Origin of the sequence: Actinokineospora spheciospongiae (assembly GCF_003182415.1) — a bacterium.
GTDB lineage: Bacteria > Actinomycetota > Actinomycetes > Mycobacteriales > Pseudonocardiaceae > Actinokineospora > Actinokineospora spheciospongiae.
In genome coordinates this window covers 80,114-94,778 of record NZ_QHCP01000010.1, presented here as the reverse complement: position 1 = coordinate 94,778, position 14,665 = coordinate 80,114, and the positions used below count along the sequence as shown (strand labels likewise).

The following is a 14,665-nucleotide window of genomic DNA, read 5'->3' as shown; positions in this document are numbered from 1 at the left end:
CCTTACGCTGCGCGCGCGGCGCGGACGACCCCGGCCACGGCATCGGCGGACAGTTCCTCCAGGCGCAGCCCGGTGCCGCCCAGCGCGGCGCTCACCCGACCGGCCAGCCCCAGCCGCACCGGCCCGGACTCGCAGTCGACGACCACGCTGGCCACGCCGTCGGCGGCCACCAGCCCGGCGGCCCGCACCGCGTCGGCCACCGCGTCGCCACCCGGCCGGGCCGCGACGGTCGCCCGCCCGTCGGTCACGACCACCAGCAGCGCCCGGCGGCGCGGGTCGCGCAGCCGCTCCACCCGCAGCAGTTCCCGAGCCCGCAGCAGCCCGTCGGCCAGCGGGGTCCGCCCGCCGGTGCGCAGCGCGCGCAACCGGGCCACCGCCGCCTCCACCGACGACGTCGGCGGCAGCGCCACCTCGGCCCCGGGTCCGCGGAAGGTCACCAGGCCCACCTTGTCGCGGCGCTGGTAGGCGTCGCGCAGCAGGGAGATCACCGCGCCGGTCACCGCCGACATCCGCTTGCGCGCGGCCATCGATCCCGAGGCGTCGACCACGAACAGCACCAGGTTCGACTCGCGCCCCTCGCGCACCGCCCGCCGCACGTCGTCGGGCCGCACGACCAGGCCGGGGCCGCTGCGCCCGCGCACCAACTGCATCGGCGCCGCCGCGGTCATGGTGCCGACCAGGTGGATGCCGCTGCCCTGCGACGTGGCCGCGCGCAGCGCCCGCCCGGAGCCCGCCCGGGAGCGGGAGCGGCGCCCGGGAGCGCCCTCGCCGACGCCGTCGACCTGGAGCAGCCGGGCGGTGAACGCCGGGTCGGGGGTGGCGGGGGCCTGCGTGCCGCCGCCCCCGCCCTTCGGCTGGGTGTCCTGGCCCTCGGGGGCCGGACCGTCGGGGGGCGGGCTGTCGGATTGGCCCGAGTCGTCCGCCGGGCCGTCGCCCGGGTCGGGCGCGCCGCCGCCGGGGCCGTCCGGGCCGGGATCGGGATCGGGGTCCGGGTCGGTCCGCTCGGGTTCGCCGGTCTGCTCGGCGGCGTCGCGCAGCGCCTGGTCGAGCTGGTCCTGCTCGATGCCGGGCTCGTCGAACGGGTCGCGCCTGCGCCGGTGCGGCAGCGCCAGCCGGGCGGCCACCGCCACGTCCTCCTCGGCCACCGCGTCGGCCCCGCGCCAGGCGGCGTGCGCGATCGCGGCCCTGGCGAGCACCAGGTCCGCGCGCATCCCGTCCACGTCGAACGCCGCGCACACCGCCGCGATCCGGCGCAGCTCGGCGTCCGGCAGGGCGACCCCCGGCAGCGCCGCCCGCGCGGCGGCGATCCGGGCGGCCAGGTCGGCGTCGGCCGCCGCCCAGCCCGCGGCGAACCCGGCCGGGTCGGCCTCGAACGCCAGCCGCCGCCGGATCACCTCGGTGCGGGTGTCGACGTCGCGGGCCGCGCGCACCTCCACGGTCAGCCCGAACCGGTCGAGGAGCTGCGGGCGCAGCTCGCCCTCCTCCGGGTTCATCGTCCCGACCAGCAGGAACGACGCCGCGTGCGCCACCGACACGCCCTCGCGCTCCACGTGCGCGCGGCCCATGGCGGCGGCGTCGAGCAGCAGGTCCACCAGGTGGTCGTGCAGCAGGTTGACCTCGTCGACGTAGAGCACGCCCCGGTGCGCGGCGGCGAGCAGGCCGGGCTGGTAGGCGCGGACGCCCTCGGTCAGCGCGCGCTCCAGGTCCAGGGAGCCGATCAGCCGGTCCTCGGTGGCGCCGACCGGCAGCTCCACCAACCGCGCAGGCCGGGAAGCGGCATCGGGTTCGAGATGGGGGCCATCGGGGCAGCCGGGGTCCGGGGCGGCGGGGTCGCAGCCGAACCGGCAGCCCTCGACCACCGCCAGCGCGGGCAGCAGCGCGGCGAGCGCGCGCACCACGGTCGACTTCGCGGTGCCCTTCTCCCCGCGCACCAGCACCCCGCCGATCGCCGGGTGCACCGCGTTGAGCAGCAGGGACAACCGCAGGTCGGCGTGGCCGACGACGGCCGAGAACGGAAAACCGGCAGGACTGGGCACGCCACGATCCTCACTCCGGGTCCGCGCCCGGGTCGGTCTCGAGCAGGGGGCGAGTGTCCTGGCTCCCGGATCGCCGCGCTCCCGCCGCCTTCCCGGGGCTCGCGCCCCAGTGGCACCTCGACGGGAGAACTCCCCGGTCACAGTGGCGGGACCGCACCGGAATCGCACCGGTTTCCTCCGCACACCCTGCTTGGTCTGCCCGTGATCGTCGCATCCCGCACCGACGGGTGCCAAGCCACGTGGTGCGCGTCTCGACTGGTCGGCCGCCCGGGTGGGTTAGCGTTGCCGCCCGTGGTCACCGTGGTGGGTATCGGCGCCGACGGCTGGACCGGGCTGGCGCCCGCGTCCCGCTCGGCCCTCGCGCGCGCCGAGGTCGTGCTCGGCGCGCCCCGGCAACTGGACCTGCTGCCGCCCGAGGTGACCGCCGAGCGGGTCGCCTGGCCGACGCCGCTGCTGCCCGCCGTCCCCGCCCTGCTCGCGGCGCACGCCGGTTCGGTGCTGTGCGTGCTGGCCAGCGGGGACCCGATGTTCCACGGCATCGGCACCACTCTGGCCCGGCACACCGCCGTGCGCGTGCTGCCGCACCCGTCGTCGGCGTCGCTGGCCTGCGCCCGGTTGGGGTGGGCGCTGGACGGGGTCGCCGTGGTCAGCGCGGTGGCGCGACCGGTGGAGCGGCTGCACGCGGCGCTGCACCCGGGCGCCCGCGTGCTGGTGCTGAGCGAGGGTTCGCGGACCCCGGCGGCGGTGGCGGCGCTGCTGCGCGACCGGGGGTTCGGGTCCAGCCGGATGACCGTGCTGTCCGACCTCGGCGCGGACACCGAGGCCGTGGTCACCGCGACGGCCGCCGGGTGGTCGGGCGAGGCGGGTCCGCTGAACGTGGTCGCGGTCGAGTGCGCGGCCGACCCGGGGGCGCGGCGGCTGCCGCGGGTGCCGGGCCTGCCCGACGACGTGTTCGAGCACGACGGGCAGATCACCAAGCGGGAGGTCCGCGCGCTGACCGTGTCGTCGCTGGCCCCCGAGCCGGGTGAGCTGCTGTGGGACGTGGGCGCCGGGTCGGGCAGCGTCGGGATCGAGTGGTCGCGGGCGGACCCGGCGTGCCGGGCCGTCGCGGTGGAACCCCGGGCGGACCGGGCCGGGCGGATCGGCCGCAACGCGCTGGCGCTGGGCGTGCCGGAGCTGCGGGTGGTGACCGGGCCCGCGCCGGGTGCGCTGGCCGGGCTGCCGGAACCGGACGCGGTGTTCGTCGGCGGGGGAGTGACGGCGGACGGGGTGCTGCCCGCGTGCTGGGCGGCGCTGCGACCGGGCGGGCGGCTGGTGGTCAACGCCGTGACGCTGGAGTCGGAGGTGCTGGTGGCGCGCTGGCACGGCGAGGTCGGCGGCACGCTGACCCGGGTGTCGGTGGGCCGGGCCGGGCCGGTCGGGGGTTTCACCGGGTGGCGCCAAGCCATGCCGGTGACGCAGTGGGTAGCCGTGAAGGAGAGCGAGTGACCGTCCACTTCATCGGGGCCGGGCCGGGTGCGGCCGACCTGATCACCGTGCGCGGGCAGCGGGTCGTGGCCGCCGCCCCGGTGTGCCTGTACGCGGGCGCGCTGGTGCCGGTCGAGCTGCTGGAGCTGTGCCCGCCGGGCGCGCGCCGGGTCGACACCGCGAACCTGACGCTGGACGAGATCGTGGCCGAGTTGCTCGCCGCGCACGCCGCCGGGCACGACGTGGCCCGGCTGCACTCCGGCGACCCGTCGGTGTTCAGCGCCGTGGCCGAGCAGATGCGCCGCCTTGACGCGGCCGGGGTGCCCTACGAGGTGGTGCCCGGGGTGCCCGCGTTCGCCGCCGCCGCCGCCGCGCTCAAGACCGAGCTGACCGTGCCGGGCGTCGGCCAGACCGTCGTGCTGACCCGCACCTCGGCCCGGGCGACGCCGATGCCGCCGGGGGAGGACCTGGCGTCGCTGGGCCGCAGCCGGTCGACGATGGTGCTGCACCTGGCCGTGCAGCGCATCGACGAGGTCGTGGCCGAGTTGGTGCCGAACTACGGCGCCACCTGCCCGGTCGCCGTGGTCGCCTACGCCTCGCGCGCCGACGAGGTCGTGCTGCGCGGCACCCTCGCCGACATCGCCGGGCAGGTGCGCGCGGCGGGCATCCGGCGCACCGCGGTGATCGTCGTCGGCCGCGTGCTCGACCCCGGCGGCTTCTGCGAGAGCCACCTCTACTCCGCCGAGCGCGAGCGGCCTCAGTGAGCGCGACCGACGATCACCCCGGCCCGGTCGATCACCACCACGTCCACCGCGACCTCGGCCCCCCGCAGCACCTCGACCGCGGTGGCCTTCGCCCCGGCCGCCACCGCGTCGCCCAGCGGCACGCCCGCGGCCTCGGCCAGGCGCAGCGCCTCCAGCGCGGTGTTGCCCGCGGTGATGCGCGCCGCCAACTCGTCGCCCCCACCCGCGGTGACGGCGGTCGCGGCCAAGGCGGCGAGGTCGACCTGCGAGCGGCCCGAGTGCAGGTCGAGGTGGCCGTCGGCGAGCTTGGACAGCTTGCCGAAACCGCCCGCGATCGTCAGCCGGGGCACCGGGTGCCTGCGCAGGTACTTGAGCACCGCCCCGGCGAAGTCGCCCATGTCCAGCAGCGCGTCCTCGGGCAGCCCGTGCAGCGCGGCCACCGTCTTCTCCGACGTCGACCCGGTGCAACCCGCCACGTGGGTGTACCCGGCGGCCCTGGCCACGTCCACGCCGCGGCGGATGCTGTCGATCCACGCCGAGCACGAGTAGGGCACCACCACGCCGGTCGTGCCCAGGATCGACAGGCCACCGAGGATGCCCAGCCGCGGGTTCCAGGTCTTGCGGGCCAGTTCCTCCCCGCCGTCGACCGAGACCTCCACCACCACGTCACCGCTGCCGCCGTGCCGGGCGGCCACCGCGGCCACGTGGTCGCGCATGAGCGTGCGCGGCACCGGGTTGATCGCGGGCTCGCCCACCGGCAGCGGCAGCCCGGCCTTGGTGACCGTGCCGACACCGGGGCCGGCGCGGAAGCTCACCCCGGAACCGGGCGGGCCGGGGCGGACGGTCGAGCGGACCAGGGCGCCGTGGGTGACGTCCGGGTCGTCGCCCGCGTCCTTCACCACCCCCGCCGTGGCCACCCCGTCCCCGAGGTGTTCGGTCGCCAGCGCGAACGCCGGTGTCTGTCCCTTCGGGAGGGTGATGGTCACCGGGTCGGGGAACTCACCGGTCAGCAGGGCGGTGTAGGCGGCGGTCGTCGCCGCGGTCGCGCACGCCCCGGTGGTCCAGCCGTAGCGCAACCCCTCCGGCGTGCGCCGCTCTCCGCTCATGGCACCAGCGTGCCCAACCGCGTCCGGGCGGCTGTCGCGGGGGTGCCGTGCCGACCGTGCTGATCCTCGGCGGCACCGCGGAGGCCCGTGCCCTCGCCGCGGTCCTGCACGAGCGCCCCGGCACCCGCGTGGTGTCCTCGCTGGCCGGTCGGGTGGCCCGACCCCGGCTACCGGTGGGGGAGGTGCGGGTGGGCGGGTTCGGCGGCCCGGACAAGCTCGCCGAGTACCTGCGCGCGGAGTCCGTGGCCGCCGTGGTGGACGCCACGCACCCGTTCGCCGAGCGGATCAGCGCCTCCGCCGCCACCGCCGCCCGCGCCGCCGCCGTGCCCCTGGTCCTGCTGCGCCGCCCCGGGTGGACCCCGCGCCCCGGCGACACCTGGCACTGGGTCGACGACCTGACCGCCGCCGCCGCGCTGCTGCCCGACCTGGGCGACCGCGTCTTCCTCACCACCGGGCGCCAGGGCCTGCCCGCCTTCGCCACCGCCGGGCAGTGGTTCCTGGTGCGCTGCGTCGACCCACCGGACCCGCCGCTGCCCGCCCGGTGCGAACTGCTGCTCGACCGCGGCCCGTACACCCTCGACGGCGAGCTGGCGCTGATGCGCGCACACCGGGTCGAGGTGCTGGTCACCAAGGACAGCGGCGGCCCGCTGACCGCCGCCAAGCTCGACGCGGCCAGGGAGCTGGGGCTGCCGGTGGTCGTGGTGCGCCGCCCCGGCACCCCGGACGTGCCGGTGCTGGCGTCGGTGCCCGAGGTCGCCGACTGGCTGACCGGCGTGCTCCCCGGGAGCCGGTCGACCGGCTGACCGGTGGGGTGCGGGGGGCACCCGCCGAACGAGGTCGAGCCGGGGTGCCTGGCCGAAGTCGGTGTGGCCAGGCAACCCGGCCGGTAGACCGGGGTGCGGGGTCAGGTTCATGGTGACGTTCGGCTTGCCCTGGAAGGCGGACGTGCCCGCGCCCGACACCTGGGGCGTGTCTTGCGAGCCCGGTCGGTTGTCGTGGGTGCCTGGGTGGGTGTGCTCTGTTTAAAGCCCTGGGTTTTGGTGGTGGTGCCCGGGTGGGTGGATGTGCTCAGCTTTCGAGCCCGGGGTTTTGGTGGGTGTGCCCGGCTGGGTGGATGTGTTTGGCCGGGGCCCCTATGGCGATCATGTGCTCCAGTGCGTCAGGTGGGGCTGAAAAGATGCCCCACCGCCCAGGCAGGCTGTCACATGATCGCCACCCCCGGCCAAACACATCCACCCACCCGGGCAGGGCCGTAGCCGGGGCGGCGGTTTGTTGGGTGGTCGGCTGGCCGAGCACATCCACCCACCCGGGCAGTTCGCTCGCCGGGCCGGCGGTTTTCGGGGTGGTCGGCCTGCGTTCAGGACATCCGCCCACCGGGCAGTTCGCTCGCCAGGCCGGCGGTTCTCGGGGTGGTCGGTCTGCGTTGAGGACCTCCACCCACCCGGGCAGTTGCTTGGCCGGGCCGCCGGTTCTCGGGGTGGTCGGCCTGCGTTCAGGACCTCCACCCACCCGGGCAGTTGGCTCACCGGGCTGGCGGGTTTTGGGGTGGTCGGCTGGCCAAGCGCGTCCACCCGTCCGGGCATTTGCTCGTCGGGCCGCCGGTTTCGGGGGTGGCCTGGTGGCGAGCGCGTCCACCCACCCCGGCACTGCTCGTCGGGCCGGCGGTTCGTGGGGTGGGTGGCCTGCTTTGAGGGCGGGCCCCGGGCCGTGCGGTCCGGGGGCGGTCAGGCGTTGCCGATGACCGATGAACCGCCGATCTTCCAGATTCCATCCTCGGCGACCATGGTGAACCGGGTGCGCTCGGTGCTGGTGGCCCCGGTCGTGCGGGTGTAGGTGATCGTCGCGTCGACCTGGTTGGGGCCGCTGGCCACGACGTTGCCCACGGAGACGGCGCGGAACCCGCTCCAGAAGCGCTTGTACCCGGACAGGCCGCCCGCCGTCTTCTGCTGGTAGCCGGCGGTCAGCCTGCCCCAGTTCTGGTCCGTCCCGCCGGGCAGGCCCGCGTAGTAGCCGGTGATCGCGGCGACCCGGGCCTCCGGCGTGTCCTCGGCACCCGCGGGCGGCGGCGGGGGAGTGGTCGTGGGTGGCGGTGTCGTCGTCGTCGTCGGGGGCGTGGTCGTCTCCGGGGTGGAGCTGGGGGCGGGTGGCACGGCGGGGGGCTCGTTGCCCGCCGGGGGTGCCGCGCTGGTGGCGGGGGGACCGGTGACCGTGGAGACCGTGGTGTTCGGGGCGGCGACCGGCTCGTCCTCGGAGTCGCGGTTGAGCGTCACCAGGACGATCGCCACCGCCAGCACGACGACCAGGGCCGTCGCGCCGACCAGCAGCGCCGCCTTGCGCTTGCGGTCGGCGTCCTCGGGCTCGGAGCCCGCGCCGTGCTCGGGGTCGGTGCGCCGGGCGGGTGGTGGCTCCACCGGCACCACGGGCAGCGCGGCCGTGGCCGGGGGCGGGGTGCGCGGGGTGCTCGGTGCGGGAGCCTCCGCCGCCGCGCCGAACTTCTCCGTCCGCAGCGGCGCCGCCACCTGGGTCGGCACCTCGGCCGAGGCCCAGTCGCGCTCGGCCAGCACCCGGCGGACCTCCGCCATCGTCGGCCGGGCCGCCGGGTCGGTGGCCAGCATCCCCAGCAGCAGGTCCGTCATCGGGCCGGACCTGCGGGGCGGATCGATCTGCCCGGACGCGGCCCGGTGCAGGGTCGCCATCGTGTTGTCGTTGGCCCCGAACGGCGAAACACCCTCAATCGCGGTGTACAGCGTGGCACCGAGGGAGAACACGTCGGAGGCGAAGGTGGCGGCCTTGCCCTGCGCCACCTCCGGCGACAGGTAGGCGGGGGTGCCCGCGATGTTGGTGGTGGTCGTGCCGGTGACGTCCTCCACCAGCCGGGAGATGCCGAAGTCGGTGATCTTCACGGTGTCGTCGTGGCCGAGCAGCAGGTTCCCCGGCTTCACGTCCCGGTGCACCACGCCCACCTCGTGCGCGGCGGCCAGCGCGGCGGCCACCTGGGCACCGATGTTCGCCACCTCGTCCAGCGGCAGCGTCTTCTGCTCGCGCAGCACCACCGACAGGTTCGTCGAGGGCACGTACTCCAGCACCAGGTACGGGGCGCCACCGTCCTCGACCACGTCGAAGACGGTGATCGACGACGGGTGCTGCAACTTGGCCGCGATCCGGCCCTCGCGCATGGCCCGCCGGTTGACCTCCTCGACCTCCGGCGCGCTCAGCGACGCGGGCACCAGTAGCTGCTTGACCGCGACCGTGCGGTGCAACCGCTCGTCGTAGGCCTGCCACACCACACCCATGCCGCCCGCGCCGAGCTGCTTCGACAGCCGGTACCGACCGGCGACCAGCCGGTCCTCGCTCTTCATGGCAGCCGCCAAGGTGCGCACATCACCGCACAAGAGTTACACGAACAGGTGACAACCAAACAGGCTCAGCGCGGGCTCGGCGTGGCGCGCGACCCGTTTTGCCCGTACCTGGGTCCCGGGGTCAGCCGGACCCCGGGCCGAAGCGGACCGCGTCCCCGACCCGAAGATCCAGGTCAGCGGCGGTCAGCACGGTGTCGGCGGCGACCAGGACGTTGTAGTGGTTCGGGAAGTGGCACTCGTCGAAACCCGCCACCGTGCCGATCCGCCGCCCGGTCGCGGTCCACACCTCGTCGCCGCGCTGCAACACCGTCGCGGCGGTGAACTCGGCGAACCCGAGGAAGCCGACCCGGTCCACCCGGTCACCCGGGCGCCCCGGCCGGTCGGCGGTGGTCACCAGCTCGTGCACCTGCCCGGCGGGCACGCACCGCGACTCCCACGGCGCCAGCACCATGCCGCGGTCGTCGCGGCTGTGGAACATCAGCGCCACCATCCGCGCCTCGGCGTCGGCCTTGGCCCGCATCCGCGGCCGGGTCTCCTTCGCCCGCGCCACCCGGTACGCCTCGGCGACCACCTCCACCAGCGCGGGCCCCGGGTCCGGCGCCCCCGGCCCGGCCTCCACCGCCCCCCGGAACGCGGCCAGGATGCCGCGGTACTCGTGCGCCAGCGACGCCTTGAACCCCGGGTGCCCGGCCAGCAGGTCGGCGGTGCGGCTGGTCCCGTCGCGCAGGTCCACCCGCACGTCCTTGACCTCGCCGGTCGGCAGCGCCCAGTCCAGCTCGACCCGCACCGGCACCTCCCCGGCGCGCAGGTCCAGCTCGGCGCAGTGCTCCGCGCCGCCGCGCACGTCGCCGATGGTGGCGTCGAGCAGGGTGAGGTCGCCGACGAGCAGCCGGACCGCGTCCAGCGCGTTCGGCCCGTTGTCGATCAGGCAGCCGCCGCCGCAGCGGGCCGGGTCGAGGTACCAGCCCTCGCCGCCGGTGTGCTCGCCGATGTTCTCGTGGTAGCGCGCCGTCACCCGGGCGATCTCCGCCCGCGGCGGCAGCGCGGCGGCCAGGTCGAGCAGGTTGCGGTTGTAGCGGCGGTGGAAGGCGGTGAACAGCACCGCCGCGTGCTCGGCCGCGGTCCGGGCCAGCGCGCGGGCGTCGGCCGGGTCGACGGTCAGCGGCTTCTCGCAGCACACCGCGATGCCCCTGCTCAGCGCCGCGTGCGCCACCTCGGCGTGCAGGTCGTTGGGCAGGGTGATGACCACGGCGGTGACCACGCCCGCGTCGAGCAGGTCGCGCGCGTCGGTGAAGGTCGCCACCCCGCTGCCGGTGAACCCGGCCAGCCGCGCGGGGTCCAGGTCGCACACCGCGGCCAGGGTGACCGCGTCGTCGGCGGCGATGGCGTCGAGGAAGTAGCGGGAGATGGTGCCCAGACCGATCACGCCGACCTTCACGCGGTCTTCTCCTCGCCCGCGCGGACGTGCGCGCCGAACGCGTGCACCAGGGCGCGCACCCGGTCGGCGTACTCGTCGAGGTCGTCGAGCTGGACGTGCTCGTCGGGGGTGTGCGCGCCGTCGCGGTCGAGCAGGCCGGGGCCGCAGGCGACCACGTACCGGTCGCGGCCCGGCGCCCAGATGGCGTCGCAGGTGAAGGCGCTGCCGTCGGCCACCCCGTCGTGGCGGTGCAGGCCCGCCTCGGCGAGCACGGCCTCCATCGCCGCGTCCCGGTTGGCCAGCGGCGGCAGCCCGCGCTTGAGCCAGTCGAGCCGGACCACGCGGTCCCAGTCGGCCACCAGCCGCCGGGTGACCGGGTTGTCGCCGAACCGCTCGGCGGCTTCCGCGCCCGCCTCGGCCACCGCCCGCTCCACCTCCAGCGCGAGCGCCGAGGCCACCGCGCGGTCGTGGTAGGCGATGTTGAGCCGCAGCTCACCGGTGCCGTAGACCCGGTTGTGCGACTGTCCGGTGTGGACGCCGGAGACGCAGACCCGGGCACCGAGCCGGTCGGCCACCCGGCCCAGCCGCTCGGTCAGCCGGACCGCGAGGAACCCCAGGGCGACGGTGGCGTTGTGCCCGTCGGCAGGCCGGTCGTCGGTGCTGTCGAGGCCGCGCACCCCCAGCACGGGGGTCATGGTGGCGCTGCACGCGTCGAGCACCCGGCAGCCGGTCGGCTCGGCGAACACCATCAGCCTGCCCACGCACCCGGTCTCCACCAGCCACCGCGTCCCGCACACGCCCATCGCGCCGCCCTCCTCCCCGGGCACGCTGGCCACCAGCACCTCGATGTCGGCGGTCAGGCCCGGGTCCTCGGCGAACGCCCGGGACACCCCGACCACCGCGGCCACCCCCGGCCCCTTGTCGTCGACCGCCCCGCGCCCGCGCAGCACCCGCCTGTCCAGCACCGGCGCGATGTGCGGGCCGACGGTGTCCAGGTGGAAGTTGAGCACCATCCGCTGCCGCGGCGGCTTGAGCTTGCCCGTGCCGACGACCACGCACGGCTGCGCCGCCAGGAACCCCGCCGGGTCCGGTGCCGCCGCCTCGCGCAGCGGGGTGGGCACGTCCGGGCGGTCCAGCTCCTCGGCGGGCGGGTGGTCCCAGCGGCGCAGCGCCAGCCCGCGTTCGGCGGCACCGCCCGCGAACAGGCTCTGCGCCCTGGCGAACCCGGCCGGGTCGCCCCCCTCCAGCGGTGACACGGTCGGCACCGCGAGGAGGGCCAGCAGCCAGTCCACGTCGGCGGCGCGCAAGCGGGTCACCCGGTGACCGCGGGCACGGCGCCGACGAGCGTGCGGAACGCGTGCACGCAGTCGGCGTACGCACGGGCCCGCCGCTCGGGGTCGTCGGCCACGTCCAGGTGCGGGATGAGCGCGACGTGCGGCTCCAGGCTGAACCAGCCGCGGTACCCGGCGTCGAGGAGCAGCCCCACGCACTCGCCGAGCCGCACCTCGCCGGAGCCGGGGGTGCCGAACACGGCGGTCCCGCCGACCCGGCGCCCGTCCTTGACGTGCACGTGGTCGACGTACGGGATGACCTCCCGCAGGAACGGCAGCGCCGGGTAGCCGTGGGCCAGGCCGTTGCCGGTGTCGAACAGCAACCGCAGCGCCGGGCTGCCCACCTCGTCCAGCAGGGCGAGGGTGCGCTCGGCACCGGCGCCCGCCCAGCCGACGCAGTTCTCGTGCAGCAGGGTGACCCCGAGGTCCTCGGCGATCCGGGCGAGCGCGCGAACCCGCTCGACCACCGCCCGGCGCCAGTCCGGTTCCGGCCTGCCGTCGTTCGGGTACGACATGATCCGCAGCCGCGTGCAGCCCAGCCGCGCGGCCGCCCCGGCCGAGGCCTGCAGCACCCGCTCGTCGTCGGCGAGGTCGCGCCCGATCGTGGTGGACCAGTCGCCCAGCGGGGTGTCCAGCACCGGCACCACCAGCCCGGCGCCGCCGACCGCCGCGACGACCCGGTCCAGCCCCGCGGCGTCGAGCTCGTGCACGCGCCTGCCGTCCACCGCCCGCAGCTCGATCCCGCGCAGTCCCAACCGCTCGTGCAGCCGCACCTGCCCGACCAGGGAGTCGGCGCCCTCGTCGCCGATCCCGCACACCCGCACCACCATCGACCCCATCCCGTCCGTCCCGGCCGGACAACAGCTATCACCCCGGGAGGCCTCCCGCGCGCTGGTCCACCCGATGGAGTGGCGACCGGTCCGCGGACCCGACGGCCGGGTGCCGTCGCCATGCGCACCAGCAGGCCACAGTGGACAATTCGAGGGAGGTGTCCGCCGGAGTCCGCCTCGGCTGACCAGTTCGCAGCCGTTGTCGGCGTTCACCACCGCCTCCGCGTCGGTCTGGAGCGGACCTGGCCGCCGCTGGGCCGCGGGCTCCCGCCCGGATCAGGGGGTCAGGTCGTAGACGGTGGAGTCGCCCACGGTGGTGGCGGTGTGGTTGGCCGCCACCCAGGTGGCGATTTCCCCAGCGGAGGAGTCTGAGCCACCCCGGCCGCCGCCCTGGCCGCCGACGACGTAGTAGTCGATCTCGCCAGCCGCGACCCGCGGCCGTGAACTGCTCGAACGTCGGCGCGTCGTCGGTGCCGTTCCAGCCGCCGATCGCGATGACCGCCTTGCCGGACTGGAGTTCCAGGCCTGCCGCGGTCTGCGAACCCGACACCGCCGCCGCCCACTTCGCCGTGCTGGTGGCGAGCAGGTCGGCCACGCCGGTCGACCCGGTGGGGGTCCCGCCGGGGCCGCCCGTCCCGCCGCCCATCGCGCCCGAGGTGGGGCCGGAGGTGGGGATCGAGCCGCTGTGCGCCTGCGCCGAGGTGGTGACCGCGTAGGCCGCGCCGCCCAGGCCCAGCACCAGCACCGCGGCGGTGAGCAGGACCGTGGCCGTCCGCCTGGTGTTCTCGACGCCGACGAGCAGGGCGGTGGTGAGGGCCAGGCCGACCGCGGCGATGACGAACTTCAACCAGGGCAGGTAGTCCGCCTCGCGGGCCAGCAGGACGTGGTCCCAGGTCGCGGTGGCCGCGATCATCCCCGCCAGCCAGGCTCGCGGCGCGAACGACGCCCGGCCCCGCCACAGCTCCCGGCCCGCGACGCCGACCAGCGCGGCGATCGCCGGGGCCAGCGCCACCGCGTAGTACGGGTGCGTGGTGCCGCCCATGTGGCTGAACACCAGCGCGGTGACCACCAACCACCCGCCCCACAGCAGCAGCGCGGCGCGGGTGCGGTCGGTGCGCGGCGCCCGGCGGGTCAGCCACAGACCGCCGACCAGGGCGATCAGGGCGGCGGGCAGCAGCCAGGAGATCTCGCTGCCGAAAGCGGTGTTGAACATCCGCAACAGGCCGGTCTCCCCGCCGAAGCCGGTGTTCGCCCCGCCGCCCCCGCCGCCGTTGCCCTCGCCGCCGAGGACGCGGCCCAGGCCGTTGTAGCCCAGCGCCAACTCCAGCAGGCTGTTGTCGGTGGAACCGCCGATGTACGGGCGGCTGTCCGCGGGCCACAGCTCCACCAGCGCGACGTACCAGCCCGCGGAGACCACGACCGCGGCCAGCGCTCCGGCCAGGTGCGCGACCCGCCTGCCCAGGCCGGTCGGCGCGGCGACCAGGTAGACCAGCGCGAAGGCGGGCAGCACCAGGAACGCCTGCAACATCTTGGTCAGGAACGCGAACCCGATCGCGGTCCCAGCCAGCACCAGCCACTTCGGACCGGCCTCCTCCAGCGCGCGCACCACGCAGTAGGCGGCCGCCACCAACAGCAGCACCAGCAGCGCGTCCGGGTTGTTGAAGCGGAACATCAGCACCGCCACCGGGGTCAGCGCCAGCACCGCCCCGGCGATCAGCCCGGCGGCCGGGCCGCTGGTTCGCTTGACCGCCGCGTGCAGCAGGCCGACCGAGGCCACGCCCATCAGTGCCTGCGGCACCAGCACCGAGAAGCCGGAGAACCCGAACACCCGGGCGAACGCGGTCGCCACCCACAGTGCGCCGGGTGGTTTGTCCACCGTGATGGCGTTGCCGGAGTCGAGCGAGCCGAACAGCCAGGCCTTCCAGCTCCGCGTGCCCGCCTGCACCGCCGCGGCGTAGAACTCGTTGCCGTAGCCGGACGCGGTCAGGTTCCACAGGTACAGCAGCGCCGTCGCGGCGAGCAGGCCCAGCAGCGCGGGCCGGGCGAAGCGCGGGTCGGTCTCAGGTCCGCGCGCGAACCGGCGCAGGCGCGAAGTCGGCGCGGTGGTGTCGTCCGCGCGGCGACTGGACTCGGCGGGGCGGGACAGCAAGGTGGTCATCGGGGCTCCGGGGGTGGTCAGGCCGCGCGGGTGGCGGGGGCGGTCAGCGCGCCCACCGCCGCCAGGTCGGTGGACAGGTCGACGTCCACGTCGTGCACCGGGACGACCACCTCCAGCACCACGGTGCCGGAATGGATGTCGATGGGCCGGGCCCCGTTCCGGGCCGCCGGGGGAGTCGTCGCTGTCATGGCCCCGACTCTGGGCGCCGAGCCTGGACG

10 protein-coding genes, 1 pseudogene and 1 riboswitch are annotated in these 14,665 nt (G+C 75.9%); of the genes and pseudogenes, 3 read left to right on the top strand and 8 right to left on the bottom strand.

The window, feature by feature from the left end; all coding sequences use genetic code 11:
* Window positions 1–2: 2 nt before the first annotated feature.
* A complete protein-coding gene (locus DFQ13_RS24080) occupies window positions 3–2,036 on the bottom strand; it encodes a VWA domain-containing protein (protein WP_110081456.1) in 2,034 nt (677 codons plus the stop codon).
* Between the two features lie 31 nt (window positions 2,037–2,067).
* Window positions 2,068–2,238: riboswitch (cobalamin riboswitch) on the bottom strand.
* A gap of 89 nt (window positions 2,239–2,327) precedes the next feature.
* On the opposite strand from DFQ13_RS24080, the gene cbiE reads away from it, so the two are divergent.
* Both cbiE and cobM read left to right on the top strand, forming a co-directional pair.
* Window positions 2,328–3,524, top strand: a complete 1,197-nt coding sequence (cbiE, locus tag DFQ13_RS24075; RefSeq protein WP_233438552.1) for a precorrin-6y C5,15-methyltransferase (decarboxylating) subunit CbiE — start codon at window positions 2,328–2,330, stop codon at window positions 3,522–3,524.
* Complete coding sequence (gene cobM, locus DFQ13_RS24070; RefSeq protein WP_110081454.1) at window positions 3,521–4,267, top strand: precorrin-4 C(11)-methyltransferase; 747 nt, start codon at window positions 3,521–3,523, stop codon at window positions 4,265–4,267. Before cbiE ends, cobM begins: the two co-directional genes overlap by 4 nt.
* Here the strand turns inward: cobM and DFQ13_RS24065 are convergent.
* The gene (locus tag DFQ13_RS24065) at window positions 4,261–5,352 is read right to left on the bottom strand and encodes a cobalt-precorrin-5B (C(1))-methyltransferase (protein ID WP_110081453.1); all 1,092 of its coding nucleotides are present in this window, start codon (window positions 5,350–5,352) and stop codon (window positions 4,261–4,263) included. The two genes, cobM and DFQ13_RS24065, sit on opposite strands and share 7 nt — an antisense overlap.
* A gap of 56 nt (window positions 5,353–5,408) precedes the next feature.
* Between DFQ13_RS24065 and DFQ13_RS24060 the strand changes: the two genes are divergently transcribed.
* Complete coding sequence (locus DFQ13_RS24060) at window positions 5,409–6,155, top strand: cobalt-precorrin-6A reductase (protein WP_407643202.1); 747 nt, start codon at window positions 5,409–5,411, stop codon at window positions 6,153–6,155.
* A gap of 921 nt (window positions 6,156–7,076) precedes the next feature.
* Here DFQ13_RS24060 and DFQ13_RS24055 read toward each other — a convergent pair.
* The 6 genes and pseudogenes from DFQ13_RS24055 to DFQ13_RS34080 form a co-directional block, all read right to left on the bottom strand.
* Entirely contained in the window at window positions 7,077–8,711 is a 1,635-nt protein-coding gene (locus tag DFQ13_RS24055; protein WP_110081452.1) for a serine/threonine-protein kinase, read from the bottom strand.
* Between the two features lie 121 nt (window positions 8,712–8,832).
* On the bottom strand, window positions 8,833–10,149 hold the full coding sequence (locus DFQ13_RS24050) for a Gfo/Idh/MocA family protein (protein WP_110081451.1): 1,317 nt from the start codon (window positions 10,147–10,149) through the stop codon (window positions 8,833–8,835).
* Window positions 10,146–11,444 carry a M20/M25/M40 family metallo-hydrolase gene (locus DFQ13_RS24045; RefSeq protein ID WP_110081450.1) on the bottom strand — a complete coding sequence of 433 codons (1,299 nt, stop codon included), beginning with the start codon at window positions 11,442–11,444 and terminating at the stop codon, window positions 10,146–10,148. The genes DFQ13_RS24050 and DFQ13_RS24045 overlap by 4 nt, the downstream gene beginning before the upstream one ends.
* Window positions 11,441–12,289, bottom strand: coding sequence for a sugar phosphate isomerase/epimerase family protein (locus DFQ13_RS24040; protein WP_219994633.1), 849 nt, complete (start codon window positions 12,287–12,289; stop codon window positions 11,441–11,443). The genes DFQ13_RS24045 and DFQ13_RS24040 overlap by 4 nt, the downstream gene beginning before the upstream one ends.
* 276 nt (window positions 12,290–12,565) lie before the next feature.
* Window positions 12,566–14,447: pseudogene (locus tag DFQ13_RS24035) on the bottom strand (glycosyltransferase family 39 protein).
* Between the two features lie 17 nt (window positions 14,448–14,464).
* A complete protein-coding gene (locus DFQ13_RS34080; protein ID WP_181400130.1) occupies window positions 14,465–14,635 on the bottom strand; it encodes a hypothetical protein in 171 nt (56 codons plus the stop codon).
* Between the last annotated feature and the right edge of the window lie 30 nt (window positions 14,636–14,665).

Coding starts and splice junctions, on each gene's coding strand:
- DFQ13_RS24065 (WP_110081453.1), bottom strand. CDS start 5,352: ATGAGCGGAGAGCGGCGCACGCCGGAGGGGTTGCGCTACGGCTGGACC.
- DFQ13_RS24055 (WP_110081452.1), bottom strand. CDS start 8,711: ATGAAGAGCGAGGACCGGCTGGTCGCCGGTCGGTACCGGCTGTCGAAG.
- DFQ13_RS24040 (WP_219994633.1), bottom strand. CDS start 12,289: ATGGTGGTGCGGGTGTGCGGGATCGGCGACGAGGGCGCCGACTCCCTG.
- DFQ13_RS34080 (WP_181400130.1), bottom strand. CDS start 14,635: ATGACAGCGACGACTCCCCCGGCGGCCCGGAACGGGGCCCGGCCCATC.